Origin of the sequence: Alloscardovia sp. HMSC034E08 (assembly GCF_001813415.1) — a bacterium.
GTDB classification, from domain to species: domain Bacteria; phylum Actinomycetota; class Actinomycetes; order Actinomycetales; family Bifidobacteriaceae; genus Alloscardovia; species Alloscardovia omnicolens.
Window position 1 is genome coordinate 139,539 of record NZ_KV812468.1, and the last position, 17,548, is coordinate 157,086.

Sequence of the window (17,548 nt, forward strand, 5' to 3'; positions counted from 1 at the left end):
GACCCTTTCTACGCGAAGATGGTTTGGATTAATACCATATATACTACGGTTCCCGTTCCAATACTTACCAGGAGATTTCGCCAACGGATGTGAACGAGGGCGAGCGCAACCAAAGAAATAAGCTCAGGAATACCATGCGCACCTGTCGTGATTGGCGTATTGCGCAGCGCATACACAACGAGCATGCCCATAACGGCCAGAGGAAGAACCTCGCCTAAATAGGTAATAAACTTCGGAATCGGCTTGCTCTCGGGGAAAGCAAGGAAAGGCAGAAAACGCGTAATCATGGTGCCAAGGGCTGCCGCGGTAATCATGAGAACGGCTTGAAGAGCGGTCATAGTCATCGGTTGCGCCTCCAGTACATGACGGTAAAAATAGCTAAAATGCCCACCATAGCGGGGATAAGGAAAGCGTTCGGGCCAAAAATCAGCAGGCTTGCGAGCGACACGAGCACGCCCACAGCAGCAGAGGAGTGCTTTTTCGAGCTGAGCCATTCCTCTAAGAAAATCGCGGCGAACATGGACACCAAAATAAAATCAATACCCTTCGTGCTAAACGGAATAAGTGCGCCGATAAGGGAGCCGAAAACAGCGCTGACCACCCAATAGAACTGATTGAGTGCGGTCGTCCAGAAATAGAACCAGCCGCGGTCGATGCCGTCGGGAATACGAGCGGAGGAATTTAATGCGAAAGTTTCGTCTGCCATGCCGAATACGAGATACCATTTCTTCGGCCCTACACCGTTATATTTGCGCAGCATCGCCAAACCGTAAAAGAGGTGACGTGCGTTAACCATAAGCGCCATAAAGAAGGCAAGCAGCGGATTGAAGGCGCCGAGCAACAGGTCGGCGGTAATGAATTCCATAGACCCCGCAAAAATGAAGGCCGCCATAAACGCGGTGTACCAGACGGCAAAACCTTTCGATTCCATGAGTAGACCGTAGGAGACGCCGAGGAAGAACCAAGCGAAACCGATAGGAATGGTGAGGGGGAATGCGGCGACGAGGGCGCGCGTAATTTTGGAATTCATGGATTTGTGTGGTGTTCTTTCTCTCTGTTTTCTTTCTCTGCGTACTTAAAACACTTATCTTAACGGTTGCTCGGCACTATACAAGAGGTATCTCACGAGGTGAGGGTGGGGGCTAAGTGTGCTAAGGGCTGTGGCGCATGAGGCGCTGCGACGGTGTATAACGCACGGCAGATTTAGCGCCGTTTTTGCGCCCCAGAATGCAGTATGGCATGAAGTGTGGGATGCTGCATGGCTCACCACGTAATTGCCAATACCTCATTCGTACCTCACCTGTTACATAATGGTATGTATGCCTATTAAATTCCCGGAAGGTCTTCCCGCAAAAGAGATTCTCGACGCCGAACGCATTTTCGCGATGAGCGCGCGTGATGCACAGGAGCAGCAGGTGCGCCCGCTGCGCATGTGCATTCTTAATCTCATGCCCAAGAAGATCGAAACGGAAACTCAAATTCTGCGCCTTATGTCGAAGTCACCACTGCAGCTAGACATCGACTTTATGCGCGTCAGCTCGCACGAGACGAAGAACACGAGCGCCGATCATCTTATTAAGTTCTACGAGACCCGCGACGCTCTCAAAGACAATTATTACGACGGCTTCGTTATTACGGGTGCCCCGGTTGAGCACCTCGAGTTCGAGCAGGTTGACTACTGGGACGAGCTCAAAGACATTATCGATTGGGCACAAACCCACGTTTTCTCCACTGTTTATCTGTGCTGGGGAGCGATGGCCGGCCTCTACTACCGCTACGGCATCGAAAAGCACATTGAGTCCAGTAAGATTTTTGGCGTTTTTGAGCAGTGGCTACAAGACGAGTACAACTTCTTAACGAACGGTTTCGACGAGATTTGCTTGCAACCTCATTCGCGCGTAGCAAGTATGGACGAAGATATGATTGCCGCGCATCCCGCTTTGCAGGTGCTTACGCGCGGAGAACGCGCTGGCTCGGGTTTGATAGCCACGCGCGATTTCTCGGAAGTCTTTATCTTGGGTCACTGGGAGTATGTGCGCGATACCTTGGCTGGCGAATATGAGCGCGATATGAAGCGTGGTTTGGATAATGTTCCATTTCCTGAGAATTATTATCCACATAATGACCCAACGCTATCGCCGCTCTTCTCTTGGCGTGCGCATGCGAACTTGCTGTGGCGTAACTGGCTCAACTGGGTGTACCAGACCACACCATACGATTTGACTGAAATTCCAGGGCTTAAGGCCGAAGGAAAGCTCGGTACCGACCGCAATATTAAGCACGAACCAGGCGCTCCTCGCGAAGACAACTTTGCCCCGTTTAAGGGCACTACCTATGGAGTTCGCGACGCTGTCCGCACTCAGGGATGACACTGTTCACATAGTGTAAATATTACAGAACTAATGTCGTGAAGTGGAGTAAGCTTAGTTGGGTTTGCATAAGACTATGCACTAAGGAGACGAAAGATGAACGGTTTATTAAACGCTGCTGCGTTTTCCGCTCGAGTTCTAGCCGAACGCGGGCCGGAACTTCCGTCACTTAAAGATTTCTTACCTCCAGTCATTCTTTTCCAAGGTACTCCTTTTGCTATGAACCGCATTATTTTGGTGCGCGTTGTAGCAACAGCTCTTATCTTGCTGGTCTTAGGTTTAACCGCTGCTCGCGCAAAGGTTGTTCCTGGACGCTGGCAGGGAGCTGTGGAATTCTTGCTTGAGTTTGTGCGCAATAATATTGTGTACGCCATTATTGGCGAACTGCGCGGCAAGAAGTACGTGCCAATGATCACCACCATGTTCTTAACCATCTTGGTTTTCAACTTGTGCGGTATTATTCCAGGCGCAAATATTGCAGCCACAGCAACTATTGCTATGCCTTTAGTTTTCGCACTGTGGACCGCAATCCAGTATTGGGCTGCTGGCATTAGCTCTCATGGTTTGGGAGGCTTCCTTAAGGAAGAACTGTTCCCAGCTGGCGTGCCATGGCCTGTCTATATTCTGCTCACGCCTATTCAGTTGCTTGAGATTGTTATTATTCGACCATTCTCTTTAACTCTTCGACTTTTCGCTAACATGATTTCTGGTCACTTGTTGGTGGCTATTACATTGGCAATGTCGAACTTCTACATCATTGAAGCCCAGCAGGCTGCAATGAAGGGCGTAGGCGTTATCTGGTTTGTTGGCGGTTTCGCTTTAACAGCTTTCGAGATATTCGTCGCAGCTTTGCAGGCGTTTATCTTCTGCATTCTTTCCTGCGTATACATTAATCAAAGCCTCGGGGAAGAATAAAAATAGACTTTGTAGGCGCTTGGTAACAAACGCATACAGACATTAAACGAAAGGATAATCATGGATCTCGTAACTCTCGCAGCGGTTGCAGGTAACCTCTCTGTTCTCGGCTACGGCTTGGCAGCTCTGGGCCCTGGTATCGGTTTGGGCATCATGTTCGGTAAGGCTCTGGAATCTACTGCTCGTCAGCCAGAAGCATCCGGCAAGCTTAACGTGATCATGTACATCGGTTTGGCAATTATCGAAGTTTTGGCTTTGCTCGGCTTCGTAGCATTCATGATGGCTCGCTAAACTGTACCGAAACAACGTGAAAGGAAAGGAGGAAACATGCTCTTAGCAGAAGAAGCAAACGGAATCGCTCTGTTCTTGCCGGAAAGCTACGACCTTTTCTGGTCAGCTGTTATCCTCGTCATCCTCGCAGCTTTCTTCTATTTCTTCTTTATGCCTAAGTTCAATCAAATTTTTGATGAACGTGCCAATAAAATCGAGGGCGGATTCGAACGAGCTGCTCAAGCAGAGGCAGAAGCAGAAGAAAAGAAAAAGCAGTACGAAGATCAGCTCCGAAACGCTCGTACAGAAGCCTCCAAGATCCGCGATGACGCGCGCACAGAAGCTACGCGCATTATTGCAGACGCCAAGAAGACCGCTCAAAAAGAAGCAGATCAGGTAACTGCTTCTGCACAAAAAGCTATTGAAGTGCAGCGTTCTCAGGCATTGGTGAGCTTAAAGGGCGAAGTTGGAGCAATTGCTACAGCTCTTGCTGGCAAGATTTTGGGCAGCAAGTTAACCAGTAGCGATGTGCAATCGTCCATGATTGACGACGCTATTAACGAGCTTGAACATTAAGGAGGTGACATATGCATGGTGAAGCATCATTAGCATCTGCGCGACTAACCCGCGAAGCGTGGGCTGGCTGCCTCCAGGAGCAAGATGAGCATGCTTTAGACATAGCACGTCAACTCTTGGATATTACTGCTGTGCTCGATGACAATACTCGTTTGCAGCGAGAACTGACAGACCCAGGTCGCGCAACCGACGAGCGTGTGGCTCTTGTGCACACGATTTTCGGCGGTCGCGTAGACGACCTGTCTGAGCAGATTTTATGCTCTCTGGTGCGTAAGCGCTGGAGCAAGACAATGCATTTAGTGAACTCTTTAGAAGATATTGCAGTCGAGGCTGTATTTTATGCAGCGGATGCGCAGGGCGTTACCTCGCAGGTGTCTGCAGAACTGTCTCGCGTTCACTCGGCATTGCTCAATCTACCAGAAGTTCTGTCTGGCTTGTCGGATACACGCGCATCGTGGGATGCTCGTGCTCGACTGCTTAACGCTGTAGTGCGCACAGACGAACTGCATCCGTTAACGAAGTTTTTGATTGACCACGTGGCGCATCAGCCTCGTCGTCGTCGCTTCCTCTCCGCGCTCAACTGGCTCACCGAACGTATTTCGGACCATGAAGGCGACCGCGTAGTAACAGTGATTACTGCCGTGCCGCTCACCGAAGAACAGCGTTCGCGTATAGACAGCGCATACTCTAAGAAGCTGGGAACATCGGTATTTATTGATTCCGTTGTCGATCCCCGCGTTATAGGAGGTATGCGTATCCAGCACGGAGCGCGCGTAACAGATACGACTGTAGCAGCACAATTAAAGGCTTTGCAGCGCACGCTCGGTTAGTTCGTGAGAACTCAGACGCGCGCGAATAAGAACACAAATAAGGAGTGAAAATGGCAGGTTTGACCATTGATCCCGCCTCGATTCGTCAGGCATTAGACGAATTCGTGGATTCCTACACTCCGTCCAATGCTCCAACTCAAGAAGTTGGATATGTTAAGACGGCAGGCGATGGTATCGCCCACGTGGAAGGCCTTCCAGGCTGCATGGCAAATGAATTGTTAACATTTGCCGATGGCACCTTGGGTTTGGCTTTTAACCTGGATCCACGCGAAATCGGTGTGGTAGTCCTTGGTGATTTCGAAGGTATCGAAGAAGGTCAAGAAGTTCGTCGTACCGGCGAAGTTCTGTCCGTTCCAGTAGGCGACGGCTACTTGGGTCGCGTTGTCGATCCATTGGGTCGCCCAATCGATGGCCTTGGCGACATCACTAGCGAAGGACGCCGTATTCTGGAAGCTCAGGCTCCAGACGTTATGCATCGTCATCCAGTTGACGAGCCAATGGCAACCGGTATTAAGGCTATTGACGCAATGACGCCAATTGGCCGCGGTCAGCGCCAGCTGATTATTGGTGACCGCCAGACCGGTAAGACGGCAATCGCAATCGACACCATTATTAACCAGAAGTCCAATTGGGAGTCTGGAGACCCTAAGAAGCAGGTACGCTGCATTTACGTAGCTATCGGTCAGAAGGGTTCCACCATTGCTTCCGTGCGCAGTGCTTTGGAAGATGCTGGTGCTATGGAGTACACCACCATCGTGGCATCTCCTGCATCCGATTCCGCAGGCTTTAAGTACATCGCACCATATACGGGTTCTGCAATTGGTCAGCACTGGATGTACAACGGCAAGCACGTGCTCATTGTTTTCGATGATTTAAGCAAGCAGGCAGAAGCATACCGCTCCATCTCCTTGCTGCTGCGTCGTCCACCAGGGCGCGAAGCATACCCTGGTGATGTGTTCTACTTGCACTCTCGCTTGCTGGAACGTTGTGCTAAGGTATCCGACGATTTGGGTGGCGGCTCCATGACCGGTCTTCCAATTATTGAAACCAAGGCAAACGACGTATCTGCATACATTCCAACCAACGTTATTTCTATTACCGATGGTCAGATCTTCTTGCAGTCCGACTTGTTCAACGCTAACCAGCGCCCAGCAGTAGACGTAGGTATTTCTGTGTCTCGTGTGGGTGGTGCGGCTCAGACTAAGGCTTTGAAGAAGGTTTCTGGTACCTTGAAGATTTCTTTGGCTCAGTACCGTTCCTTGGAATCCTTCGCAATGTTCGCTTCCGATTTGGATGCAGCATCGAAGGCTCAGCTCACCCGTGGTGCTCGCTTAACCGAGTTGCTTAAGCAGCCTCAGTACACGCCATACTCTTCCGAACAGGAAGTAGTATCCGTGTGGACAGGTATTCACGGTAAACTCGACGATCTCGAGTTGGCCGACGTTCTTCCATTCGAAAAGGGACTGCTCGACTACGTAGCTCACAACACCGATATTCTCGATGTTATTCGCGAAACCGGCGACTTTACTTCCGAAACAGAAGAGAAGCTTGCTACTGCAGTAGACGCATATCGCGATACCTATGTGAAGGTAGACGGCACGCCGCTTATTGACCACACTGCTGCTCCTGGTTTCGTACCAGCTGAAGTGGAACAGGAAAAGCTTGTTGCACGCAAGGCTAAGGACAAGGCAAAGGACTCAGATAAGTAATGGCTTCCCAGCTCGCATTTAAATCACGCATAGCATCCACTGAGTCGTTGGAGAAGATCTTTAACGCTCAGGAGATGATTGCGTCTTCGCGCATTGCCAAGGCTCGTGACGTAGCCTTGGCCGCGAAGCCATATTCAGATGCGATCTTCCATGCTGTGAAGGCAATGGCTTCTCATACAGTGCTCAAGCACTCAATCTTGGGCAAATCAGAAGAAAATAATCGAGTAGCAGTACTTGCTCTCACCTCTGATCGCGGTATGGCTGGAGCATATACCTCCTCCATTATCCGCGAAACAGAAGCCTTGCTTAACCGTCTGGACGAAGACGGTAAAAAGCCCGAACTGTTCGTTTACGGTCGCCGCGGTGTCTCGTACTACAAGTACCGCGGTCGTGACGTAGCAGCTACGTGGGAAGGTCATACTGACGCTCCTGGGGTAGATATTGCAGAAAAAATCAGTGAAGAACTGTACAAAGCATATATGAAGCCAGCGCGTGAAGGCGGCGTAAACGAGTTCTATATCGTTTTTACCGAATTCATTAACATGGTTACCCAGAAGGTGCGTATTATTCGCATGCTTCCGGTAGAAGTGGAGCTGGTAGACGATAGCTATGAGGGCGTGGCCGATAAACAGAAGATGTCGTCGAACTCAGTAACGACCTTCGGTCATAGCTCGTATCCGCTGTACTCTTTCGAGCCAAGCGCGGAAGAGGTGCTCGATCATATCTTGCCAAAGTATCTGCAATCACGTATTCATGAATGTCTACTTACCGCAGCGGCATCTGAAACAGCTTGTAGGCAAAATGCTATGCACACTGCTACGGATAATGCTCGAAGCCTCGTAGAGGAGTTAACGCGCAAGCTCAACGCTTCCCGTCAGGCTTCGATTACCCAAGAACTTACCGAAATTATCGGCAGTGCTGATGCACTGAACAACGAGGAAGAATAGGAGGCCGCACATGGCAGAAACTGAAAATAATGCCCCTGCACAAGGCCGTATTATTCGAGTCCAGGGCTCAGTTATCGATATTGAGTTCCCATTTGGACGCTTGCCAGAGATTTACAACGCTCTAACCGTTACTATCGACGGTGTACAGGGCGAAGAAGGCTCGAGCGCTACAACCATTACTTTGGAGGTCGAACAGCATTTGGGCGACTCCATCGTGCGCGCTGTGGCTTTGAAGCCAACCGATGGTCTGGTGCGTGGCTCTCTTGTTACCGATACTGGCGGCCCTATCGAGGTGCCAGTTGGCGATGTAACCAAGGGACACGTATTCGACGTATCCGGCAATATTTTGAACGCTAAGCTAGACGAGAAGATCGAGGTGAAGGAACGCTGGTCGATTCACCGCAATGCTCCAGCCTTCGATCAGCTCGAATCCAAGACCGAAATGTTCGAAACCGGTATTAAGGTTATCGATTTGCTCACCCCTTATGTACAGGGTGGAAAGATTGGTCTGTTCGGTGGTGCTGGTGTGGGTAAAACCGTTTTGATTCAGGAAATGATTCAGCGCGTTGCCCAGAACCACGGTGGTGTGTCTGTATTCGCTGGCGTTGGTGAACGTACCCGTGAGGGTAACGATTTGATCGGCGAGATGGAAGAAGCAGGCGTTCTCGAAAAGACCGCGCTTGTGTTCGGTCAGATGGATGAGCAGCCAGGTACCCGTTTGCGCGTGCCGTTAACTGCTTTGACCATGGCTGAGTACTTCCGCGACGTACAGAACCAGGACGTGTTGCTCTTTATCGACAACATCTTCCGCTTTACTCAGGCAGGTTCTGAGGTGTCCACTCTGCTCGGTCGTATGCCTTCTGCAGTAGGTTACCAGCCAAACTTGGCTGACGAAATGGGTGCCTTGCAGGAGCGTATTACCTCTACGCGCGGTCACTCTATTACCTCGCTTCAGGCAATTTACGTGCCAGCAGATGACTACACCGATCCTGCTCCTGCAACCACCTTCGCACACTTGGATGCAACAACCGAGCTTGCTCGTGACATCGCAGCTAAGGGTATTTACCCAGCAGTAGATCCGTTGAGCTCTACCTCTCGTATTCTTGACCCTCGTTATGTGGGCCAGGCTCATTACGAGACCGCAAACCGCGTTAAGGCTATTTTGCAGCGTAACAAGGAACTTCAGGACATTATTGCTCTGATTGGTATCGATGAACTGTCCGAAGAAGATAAGACCACCGTAGCGCGCGCTCGTCGTATCGAGCAGTTCCTCGGTCAGAACTTCTACGTGGCAGAAAAGTTTACCGGTCGTCCAGGTTCCTACGTATCTGCTGATGAGACCGTTGAAGCCTTTAAGCGCATTTGCGACGGTATGTATGACCATATTCCTGAGCAGGCCTTTACTGGCATCGGTGGTATTGATGACCTCGAAGCTAAGTGGCACGACATGCAGAAGGAATTGGCGTAATGGCTGCATCTGGTGGCGCTCGTGCTGGGCGCACTATGGACGTGCATATTATTTCCGAAGACAAGCCGTTATGGAGTGGCACTGCTACCTCTGTAGTCGTTCCAACTATGGAAGGTTACATGGGTATTTTGCCAGACCATGAGCCTGTGCTTGCTTTGGTGGGCGAAGGCGTCGTTACAGTTACCACGGATGCTCAGGATAAGGAGACTTTCAACGTAAAGGCAGGCTTCCTGTCTTTCGAAGAGAATACTCTGACCGTGGGGGTTGACGAGACCTTCTAGCGCTTGATAGGTTCGGCAGTTTGTAGTGTACGGACTTTGAACTTTGTTGAACTCGCGCAGCTGAGATTATATGAATTTCGTATTTTCGAATTCTCTTATTCTCGGCTGTGCGAGTTTTTTATTGATTGGGTTTTATTCTTCGGATTATTCCGACAGATAAGAGCGAGTGGGCGAGTGTTTCGTGAAACGTGCTGTGGTATAGCGTTCCATGTTTCACGCGCCAACGAGGAGGGTGTCAAGTTTTTGTGTATGTAGTTTTGTTGGTTTTGGCTCGCTGTCACAGGTGTTGATTATGTAACGGTGCGTAAGTGACAGGGTTTTCGGCAAGCCATATCTGTGAGGTGACATTTGATGAGCGTGTACCCGCTGTGGGTATGCGGATTCGTATGCTTCCAGACATGACATGTTGAACGTGGCTCTACTGGGAGCACATTTCAGCTCGATTATTGCTTCTTTTCCTGTTCCCAGACATGACACGTTCAACGCAGCTTCACTGGGAGCAGTGTGTTGCCATGCGGCACTCTTAAAGAAGAGTAATACCTCTTATAGTTGTATGTGTTATACGAGAAAAAGGAAAGCTGAAGACCTCATAGTTAGAGCGTGTCAGATTTTGTGTATGTGGTTTTATTGGCGACACAAGAGCTTGATTATGTCGCGGTGATGACGGGTGACGATTGTGCGTCTCCTTCTCAGTTTTGCCAATCGGCATATGGTGAGACAAGACACGTTGAACGCTCCTTGTCTCATAACAGGCAGAACACTCACAGCAAGCATGGTCAACCAACCAGCACTAAAACAAAGAAGAACAATCCCAAGGAATCGGCCACATCGCAAGGTCACGCCACTGCAACGATTCTTGAAAACAAACAATAAAATCACCATAGGGCAACCAGCCACCTACACAAAATTCCTGACACTCTCCCAACGAGGACTTCAACACTGTAAAAAGTGGACGTAGAAGTTGTCAGCGCACCACGCTCACAACTTTCACGCACCTACAAACCTACAAACCCCTGCTAAATCCGAAGAATTCGCAATGGCCTCGGCGATTTTCCTTGATTGTGAAGCCATTTTCATTTTATCTTTCACACTTGTATTCGTGCATGAAGCAAAAACACAGAAAAGAGATCACATGGACGTTCACATTTGTGGTGGTCTTTACGTCTGAGCATAGGCGTAAAACTTAACAGGAAAATCAGCTTAGTTTTGCTCCCTTTTCCAGCTTTATCCTTTACACGTGAGAGGAGACGTAAAACCTAGCACAGGAAACCTGCGTTACTCCCGCTTTCAAAGCACTCTCACGGTTGTAAGTTTTACGCTACGTGCCGAGCGTTAAAGATACAACATTGCAAACTATAAGCATGTCATATAAACCATAACTGCTGTACAGACGGACAGTCACACATTCATACAGCCGTACAAGTTATATAAGGCATCATAAAGACCCATAAAGCGTTGCCCTCGTATTTTGTTGGCGCTGTGCTTTACGCTAGAGCGCATGAGAATTATTGTGGCTGACTGTTCTGCTCTGTATTCCGGGCGCTTGAATGCGTCTCTTCCTCGAGCTAAGCGCGTCATTATGATTAAGTCCGACCAATCATGCTTAATTTTTTCTGAGTTGGGCTCGTATAAACCGCTGAACTGGATGGCAGCTCCATGTACATTGCGCGAGATTGATGCATATAATCCGCGCTATGAGCGCATATCTGAAGATATGGGATACGAAAATGTTCCTTCCTATATTCAGATATCTGCTGAGAAGAGTAATGATGTTTTACGCATTGCTTTGTGGGAGGTACTCTCTGATACAGAGTTTGAGTTAGGAGAAGACCCCGGTCTCGATAAAGACGGCGTTGAAGCGCATTTACAAAAGTATCTTGCCGAGCAGATTGAGCGCGCTGGAGAAGGTATGCGTTTAGTGCGTCGTGAGTATCCAACAGCCATTGGTCCTGTAGATATTATGGCGATTGATGGTGAGGGAGAACATGTTGCGATTGAAATTAAACGTCACGGTGGGATTGATGGCGTTGAACAGTTGACGAGATACTGTGAGTTACTCAATAGAGATCCTTTGCTGACACCAGTTCGAGGGATTTTTGCTGCGCAGACTATTACTCCGCAGGCACGAACTTTGGCGCAAGACCGCGGTTTCGAATGTTTGATTTTAGATTATGATGACATGAAAGGCTCGGAATCAGAGGAGTTAATGCTGTTTTAAGATTCGAAGATTATGTGTGAATAAAACCACAAAAGCACCATATCTAGGGGTGTTGCCTTGAAATGTTTGGCGTGTCTAGTGGTTTGCCATAATTGAGGGAAAACAGTATTCTTAGTAGTCAGTTGTTTTAAGAAAGCTAAAAGAAGGTTTATCGTGGTTACTGTTTACTCCAAGTCTCACTGCGTTCAGTGCAACGCTACAAAGCGTCAACTCGCTAAGTTGGGCGTTGAGTATACAGAGATTAACCTTGAGCAGGATGCAGATGCTTTAGAAAAGTTCAAGGCTCAGGGTTTCATGCAAGCACCTGTCGTGGTTGCAGGTGAAGAAACGTGGAGCGGTTACCGTCCAGATTTGCTCAAGAAGGTAGCACAGACTATTAACGCTTAAGTTTTAGATATAGAAAAAGGCTCGGATGCTGTATCCGAGCCTTTTATTTTACTGTTTTACTGAGCGTCTAAAATATCAACAACAAAGACCAAAGTGGAATTTGCAGGAATATTTTTCTGAGCAGTAGAGCCATAACCCAAATCAGGAGGAATAATCAGCAGAACTTGGGAACCAACCTTCTGTCCAGCTAATCCCTGCGTCCATCCCTTCACAACCTGCTGTAAGTTAAAAGTAGCAGAGGAACCGCGCGTCCATGAACTATCAAAAGGTTTCTTAGCGTCGCCGCCCAGAACCCAACCAGTATACTGCGCAGTAACCGTGCTCTTTTCTGTTACGGTAGCACCCGTACCTTCAATCAAGGTCTGCACTTTGAGCTGACCATCTGACTTATAGTTCTTCAAATCAGAAGCATTAATGCTTGGAGCACCATTCTTAGCCAAAGTAATCTTTGGTAAGGAAGGATCAATATTTTCTACCTTCGTACCTTCCGCGCGAGATGGAATAGTCTTAGCACTTGCAATAGTTAAAGCCATCAAATAAGCGGTTACTTTTGACTCACTAGAGCTAGACGAGCTTGTTGTGCTCGAGGAGCTTTGGGAGGTAATGCCCATAACAACCGTGGAATTAACCTTTAAAGATTTAAACAGCTTGTAGAAGTTTGGCTGCATATTAGCGGAGGAGAGGGTAGCAGTGCAATTAGGACCAGTTTCCCATGTAGACTGCACTTCTTTGCCGGTTTTAGGATCAAAAATAATCTGCTGCACGCACAGTTTCTGACCATCTTTCAGAGCGTCTCCGTCGCCTTTTTGCACAATCTGATACGAATTGTTTACTACCTCAAAAGGCGTTTTAAAAGAAATCGTTGGCTTTTCTCCCAGCTTGCCTTTAGCAGTAACACCTGTCATTTCCGTGAAGCCTGTATCGCTGGATGAGCTAGAGGAACTGGAACCGCAAGCAGCTACAGAGCCTACAAACAAGAGAGTCGAGACAACTGCGACGATGCGTCGAATAAGAGATAATTTATGTATATGCATACGTCAACTTTAATGAATGGGCACGTCAAAAATAGATATTTCTACTCTGTCCATGTAGAATAGATAGGTTATGACTGGAGAAATAGACTTAAACTGTTACAGAAAGCCGCGCACATATGCGGTTGGTACGTGCAGAATAACTCATACTGACTTGTAAAAGGAGCTTTGCATGAAAAATTCGTGGACACGTAAAAAAGTGATGCGTGTATTTATTGCTCCTCTGTGTATTGTGTTAGCTGTGGCTGCATGTGTAATGGCAGTGCTGAACCTCACTATATTCAAGCCAAGTAAAGTGTCGGCAGCAACGGCTACTACCTCGTCTACATATGTGGTAACTAATCCTGGCGTAGCTAATATGGTGGACGATGAAGTGTTGATTACCGCCACTATTAAAGAAACTGCTGCTCAGCGTGCAAAAGCTGTAACAGGTGATGAGAATGCCGATAAGCGTACTGTGTGCGTTGCAGTAGGTCGATCCACAGATGTAGATGCATGGATGAAAGCTCAAGGCGTTGCATACACAGTGGTGTCTGGCTTAAAGTCTTGGTCTCAGCTGAGCACTCAAACTGTTGCTAAAAGCGGTCAAGCAGCTAAAGATGCAGTTGACATGGGTGAATCCGACTTGTGGAGTCAGGTAAACTGCGCAGAGCGTACAGCAACTTTGCGCCTAACAGGAGTGCAGGGCAATCAGCGTGTTGTTATGCATTCTCCAAGTTCTATTTCTTCTATACGTTTGCAATGGATGCGCAGCACGCTTCCTAATACATCAGCTCCATGGTTTAGTGCTTCAGCTGTGCTGGCAGTGCTCGCTATTTTGAGCTTCACTTGGTTGGCTGGCGACGATCCATTCGGTTCTCAGCGTCGCAAGAAAGCACGTGAAGAAGCGGCTGCAGCAGCTGCCGCAGCTGGTCAGACTGGTGCTGCACAAGAGGGCGTACCTGGTATAGATACGCCATACGTGCCGTATCAGAAGAAGAGCACCTCCGGTATTACGCACCGCACACGTAAGCAAGGTGTATTTGGCAAGCTATTCGAATCAAAGAAAAATCAAAGCACGGATCAAAACAGAGCCTCGTCAGAGCCATCTGTCTCAGCAGAAAACGAGCAGACGAACAAACCAATTATTGTTGATCCAAGTTCCGTCAATCTCGTTGCTTCTACCGGTGCTGGAGCAAATGATACTGCATGGTCCCCAGCGGTTATTAACCGTCCTGCAGCATCTGCCGTAGGCGAAGATACTCAAACCAATTTGTCTGGTGAAGAGCTCTTAGAATACTTTGCTCGTTTGGCTATAGAAGATCGTTCTCAATCTGGTGACGCGGCTACTGAAGCTCCTTCAGGCAGTACAACTGATCCATCTGGTCAGAGCGCTACAGATCAAGGTGATGAGGAGTAAAACATGAAAATTCGTCAAACCATGAAACGCGCTTCTGCTTTCGTTCTCGGCATGCTTACCATTGCTTCGTTGGCAGCATGTACTCCAAGTCCAAAGGCATCTGAAGATCCATCTGATTCCCCTGTAGTAACAACTGATCAGGAAAATCGTATTCGTCAAGAAATTATTAAGACTATTTCTAAGGCGGACTCCGACCGTGACGTAAATGCCTTAAAGGCGCGGATGGAGGGGCCAGCATTACAAGTACGTACCAGTCAGCTCACTATTGCTCAGAAGAACAATAAGCTCGATTCTTCTGCGACTATCCCAGATTCCCTCAGCCAGTCAGTTGTGAGCACATCGGCAAGCTGGTCGCGCACTTTGTATGCAATTACTACTGTTACTGACCAGCAGCAGTCCCAACGTTTGCTCGTGATGAATCAAGATAGTGCAACAAGTAATTACAAGATTTGGGGTTTGGTGCGTCTCTTCTCAGGCGTGCAGATGCCAAAGTTCAATGTTGCCACTATTGGTAGCGAGCAGGGAGACGCGAAAACTGAAGGTCTCGTTAAAACTCCTGAAGCAGTTCTTCGCGAATATGCAGATGTTCTGGAAAAGGGTTCTTCGAGTGAATACGCCAAGAATTTTGCCGACGATGCCTTCCGCCAGCAGGTAACAACGCTTACGGAAAGCGTGCAGAAAGCTGTCGAGCAGAACGAAGGCTCGCAGTCTCAGAAATATACTGCTGAAACGAAAGATATTAAGGTATTGCGTACTGCCGATGGCGGTGCTTTGATTGTGGGTGAGATTAAGTCCGTATGGACGCGTACAGCCGGCGGAAACCGTAAATCTATGCCTGCTTCTGAAGGAGAAACCGCTCTGTTTGGCGATGCTGAAGCAACAGGTACTTTAGAAGTAACGTATGTGAATGAAGTAGCTCTCTACATTCCTGCTGCAGGAGCTTCCGACGCTCAGTTGCGCGCTGTGGGAGCAGAACGCCAACCAGTATCCGTTCAAGCTAAGTAGGAGTATGATGGCTCAGAAAGAATATCGTCCAGGTTTTTCTTTGGCTGGAGCAGTTGATTTATCGTCTTTGAAGCATAAAGCAGATGCTGCTATGGGTGAGCAAGGAGGAGCTCCAGCTCCAGGCGGTTACGTTATTGATGTGACCGAATCGAGTTTTGAGGCGATGATTAATTCGTCTTCTATTTTCCCAATTATTCTGCTCGTATGGATGCAAGACGATGAGCGCTTCTTTGACGTTGCACGCGCTTTGGGAAATATGGTGACTGCGTTCAATGGTCAACTCCAGTTGGCGCGTATTGATGGCGCATCTAATCCTCAGATTGTTCAGGCTTTGCGTGTGCAAGGCGTTCCTGCTTTATATGGTTTAGTAGCAGGACGTCCAATTCCTCTGATGCAGGGGATGCCAACTGAAACAGAGCTTCAACAGTTAGAGGAAACTCTCTTCCCGCAGATTATCGCGATGGCTCAACAGTCCGGAGTTACCGGCTCTGCGCCTTTTGTGGGTGAGGTTTCTTCCGATGCTGAAGCTGGTGCTGGGGCTGGGGAGCAGGCTGAGCCAAGTATTCCTCCTGAGCATGAAAATGCGCATAATTTAGCGCTTGCTGGACAGTACGAGCAGGCCGCTGCAGCGTATGGAGTCCTCGTTGAGCGAGATCCTCACGATGCGCTTGCTGCTTGCGAGCGAGCCAAGTGCTTCCTTTTGGCACGAAACGGTAGTTCGGATGTGCGATTACTGCGCGATAAGGCTGCTCAAAACCCAGATGACGTGAATGCTCAGTTAGATGTAGCAGATATTGATATGATTGGCGGGCATATAGATGATGCCTTTAACCGTCTGCTTGATTTTATTCCTACTCATCGTGACGATATGCCTGCTGTGCGTGAACGTCTCGTAGAGTACTTCGCTATTCCTGATGCAGCAGATCCGCGCGTAAAAGCAGCGCGTCAAAAGCTCATGACAGTTATGTACTAAAGAAGTGGGGCATCGAGTGTGATGCCCCACTTTTATGTATTTTTACTGTAAATCGTCTTCCGTGCGGTTCGGTCCGAAACTATCTAAAAACAGCGGACCAATCTTATCGAGTTCTTCCTGATAATCTTGCGCCCACATGCTAAACGGTCGGCTTGCTAATCCATCATTAGAAAAACGAGCCTGATCGGTAATCTCCGTCGTGCAGAAGCGTGGAATAACAAGGTTTGTTACTGGGGTGTGACGCTCAACTTCGGCAATAATAAGCGGATGATTATCTGCTCCAAAAACATCGAGGTTCCAACCATCTTCTCCCAGCCATACGCTGTAGCGGTTTTTAATAATAGCTTTACCGCCGCGGAAGACCAGATCGGCAGCAATATCGGGATCAAGGATGTTCTCTGCTTCGTAACGAGTGCCTCCAACAGAAGGGCCTTTAGCGGTGAGGAAAGCTGTGGTGAAACTATCGCGGTAACGACTTAAAACAGCCATAGGGTCGGTGTTGTCGTCTAAATCGATGCGGACGTTTTTAGCCTGCAAACGAATGCGTAATGCGTAGTTATCTTCATGAACGAAATAGCTTTGCACAATAAGAGTAGGTTTTTCGTCTGCAAGAAGATGATCAGGAATGCTAGTGCAGTAAAAGCGGCGTTCATATTCAAAATGATCAATCGGGTTACCTAACATCGAGCCTCCTTTGTTACTTTTAGTGTAGCTTAAGCGCTGTAGGGGGCGGGGAATGCTGCGTGGTGTGGGTGTATGCGGTGGGTGTGTGCAGCGGGGTGCCGCGAATCGCATGAGGTTTGCATATTTGCATGTAGTTTGCATGTGGTTTACAGGGTGCTTGCTACACTAAAATGTGATGGGTCTGTAGCTCAGCGGATGAGAGCATCTGTTTCCGGTACAGAAGGTCGAGGGTTCGAATCCCTTCAGGCCCACTTTGTCATGTCTCACGACATAGTTCCGCTACAGTTAGGGGAGTTGTGTCGTGAGATTTTTTGTTTTCATGCGTTGTGGTTGAGGTTTTGTTTATTTTGACCTATAACCGCGATCTGCACCACACACAAGCATGGCACCACACTCACTAAAAAACCAACACAAAATGTCCTATAAGCCGATTTTGGTCTATATTCCGAAATCTGAGCGGGTGGTGGGTATATTTTAAAAATAAAT

At 48.4% G+C, this 17,548-nt stretch carries 19 protein-coding genes and 1 tRNA gene; 16 read left to right on the plus strand and 4 right to left on the minus strand.

The window, feature by feature from the left end; translation table 11 throughout:
• Positions 1-8: 8 nt before the first annotated feature.
• Positions 9-344, minus strand: coding sequence for a branched-chain amino acid transporter permease (locus HMPREF2909_RS02040; RefSeq protein WP_071415038.1), 336 nt, complete (start codon positions 342-344; stop codon positions 9-11).
• Positions 341-1,030: an AzlC family ABC transporter permease gene (locus HMPREF2909_RS02045; protein WP_071415039.1), complete on the minus strand. Its 690-nt coding sequence runs from the start codon at positions 1,028-1,030 to the stop codon at positions 341-343. The genes HMPREF2909_RS02040 and HMPREF2909_RS02045 overlap by 4 nt, the downstream gene beginning before the upstream one ends.
• Positions 1,031-1,319: 289 nt before the next feature.
• Between HMPREF2909_RS02045 and HMPREF2909_RS02050 the strand changes: the two genes are divergently transcribed.
• From HMPREF2909_RS02050 to nrdH, 12 genes are all read left to right on the plus strand, one after another.
• The gene (locus HMPREF2909_RS02050; protein ID WP_021617776.1) at positions 1,320-2,369 is read left to right on the plus strand and encodes a homoserine O-succinyltransferase; all 1,050 of its coding nucleotides are present in this window, start codon (positions 1,320-1,322) and stop codon (positions 2,367-2,369) included.
• Between the two features lie 96 nt (positions 2,370-2,465).
• Positions 2,466-3,284 carry a F0F1 ATP synthase subunit A gene (gene atpB / locus HMPREF2909_RS02055; protein ID WP_021617777.1) on the plus strand — a complete coding sequence of 273 codons (819 nt, stop codon included), beginning with the start codon at positions 2,466-2,468 and terminating at the stop codon, positions 3,282-3,284.
• A gap of 60 nt (positions 3,285-3,344) precedes the next feature.
• Positions 3,345-3,575, plus strand: a complete 231-nt coding sequence (gene atpE, locus HMPREF2909_RS02060) for an ATP synthase F0 subunit C (RefSeq protein ID WP_021617778.1) — start codon at positions 3,345-3,347, stop codon at positions 3,573-3,575.
• Positions 3,576-3,611: 36 nt separating this feature from the next.
• Entirely contained in the window at positions 3,612-4,130 is a 519-nt protein-coding gene (locus HMPREF2909_RS02065) for a F0F1 ATP synthase subunit B (RefSeq protein ID WP_021617779.1), read from the plus strand.
• 11 nt (positions 4,131-4,141) lie between these two features.
• Positions 4,142-4,960 (plus strand): F0F1 ATP synthase subunit delta, encoded by an 819-nt coding sequence (locus HMPREF2909_RS02070; protein ID WP_071415040.1) that lies wholly within the window; start codon positions 4,142-4,144, stop codon positions 4,958-4,960.
• A gap of 50 nt (positions 4,961-5,010) precedes the next feature.
• Entirely contained in the window at positions 5,011-6,669 is a 1,659-nt protein-coding gene (atpA, locus tag HMPREF2909_RS02075; protein WP_071415041.1) for a F0F1 ATP synthase subunit alpha, read from the plus strand.
• Positions 6,669-7,616: a F0F1 ATP synthase subunit gamma gene (locus tag HMPREF2909_RS02080; protein WP_071415042.1), complete on the plus strand. Its 948-nt coding sequence runs from the start codon at positions 6,669-6,671 to the stop codon at positions 7,614-7,616. Before atpA ends, HMPREF2909_RS02080 begins: the two co-directional genes overlap by 1 nt.
• Before the next feature lie 10 nt (positions 7,617-7,626).
• Positions 7,627-9,084: a F0F1 ATP synthase subunit beta gene (atpD, locus tag HMPREF2909_RS02085; protein ID WP_071415043.1), complete on the plus strand. Its 1,458-nt coding sequence runs from the start codon at positions 7,627-7,629 to the stop codon at positions 9,082-9,084.
• Positions 9,084-9,365, plus strand: coding sequence for a F0F1 ATP synthase subunit epsilon (locus tag HMPREF2909_RS02090; RefSeq protein ID WP_071415044.1), 282 nt, complete (start codon positions 9,084-9,086; stop codon positions 9,363-9,365). The genes atpD and HMPREF2909_RS02090 overlap by 1 nt, the downstream gene beginning before the upstream one ends.
• A gap of 600 nt (positions 9,366-9,965) precedes the next feature.
• Positions 9,966-10,238 (plus strand): hypothetical protein, encoded by a 273-nt coding sequence (locus HMPREF2909_RS09015; protein ID WP_148130780.1) that lies wholly within the window; start codon positions 9,966-9,968, stop codon positions 10,236-10,238.
• Between the two features lie 625 nt (positions 10,239-10,863).
• Positions 10,864-11,583 (plus strand): endonuclease NucS, encoded by a 720-nt coding sequence (nucS, locus tag HMPREF2909_RS02095; protein ID WP_021617785.1) that lies wholly within the window; start codon positions 10,864-10,866, stop codon positions 11,581-11,583.
• Positions 11,584-11,736: 153 nt separating this feature from the next.
• Positions 11,737-11,970, plus strand: coding sequence for a glutaredoxin-like protein NrdH (gene nrdH / locus HMPREF2909_RS02100; RefSeq protein ID WP_021617787.1), 234 nt, complete (start codon positions 11,737-11,739; stop codon positions 11,968-11,970).
• A 56-nt stretch (positions 11,971-12,026) separates the two neighbouring features.
• On the opposite strand, the gene HMPREF2909_RS02105 is transcribed toward nrdH, so the two are convergent.
• Positions 12,027-13,004 carry an FKBP-type peptidyl-prolyl cis-trans isomerase gene (locus HMPREF2909_RS02105; RefSeq protein WP_071415045.1) on the minus strand — a complete coding sequence of 326 codons (978 nt, stop codon included), beginning with the start codon at positions 13,002-13,004 and terminating at the stop codon, positions 12,027-12,029.
• Between the two features lie 169 nt (positions 13,005-13,173).
• Here HMPREF2909_RS02105 and HMPREF2909_RS02110 point away from each other — a divergent pair, with 169 nt between their 5' ends.
• From HMPREF2909_RS02110 to HMPREF2909_RS02120, 3 genes are read left to right on the plus strand one after another with little or no spacing between them, the layout of a single operon-like run.
• Positions 13,174-14,400 carry a hypothetical protein gene (locus HMPREF2909_RS02110; protein ID WP_071415046.1) on the plus strand — a complete coding sequence of 409 codons (1,227 nt, stop codon included), beginning with the start codon at positions 13,174-13,176 and terminating at the stop codon, positions 14,398-14,400.
• A 3-nt stretch (positions 14,401-14,403) separates the two neighbouring features.
• Positions 14,404-15,405, plus strand: coding sequence for a DUF8094 domain-containing protein (locus HMPREF2909_RS02115; protein ID WP_071415047.1), 1,002 nt, complete (start codon positions 14,404-14,406; stop codon positions 15,403-15,405).
• A gap of 7 nt (positions 15,406-15,412) precedes the next feature.
• Positions 15,413-16,378 carry a co-chaperone YbbN gene (locus tag HMPREF2909_RS02120; RefSeq protein WP_148130837.1) on the plus strand — a complete coding sequence of 322 codons (966 nt, stop codon included), beginning with the start codon at positions 15,413-15,415 and terminating at the stop codon, positions 16,376-16,378.
• A 42-nt stretch (positions 16,379-16,420) separates the two neighbouring features.
• Here the strand turns inward: HMPREF2909_RS02120 and HMPREF2909_RS02125 are convergent, their stop codons facing one another.
• Entirely contained in the window at positions 16,421-17,062 is a 642-nt protein-coding gene (locus HMPREF2909_RS02125) for a CYTH domain-containing protein (protein ID WP_071415049.1), read from the minus strand.
• A gap of 177 nt (positions 17,063-17,239) precedes the next feature.
• Here HMPREF2909_RS02125 and HMPREF2909_RS02130 point away from each other — a divergent pair.
• Positions 17,240-17,313: transfer RNA gene (locus tag HMPREF2909_RS02130), tRNA-Arg, on the plus strand.
• Positions 17,314-17,548 lie beyond the last annotated feature (235 nt).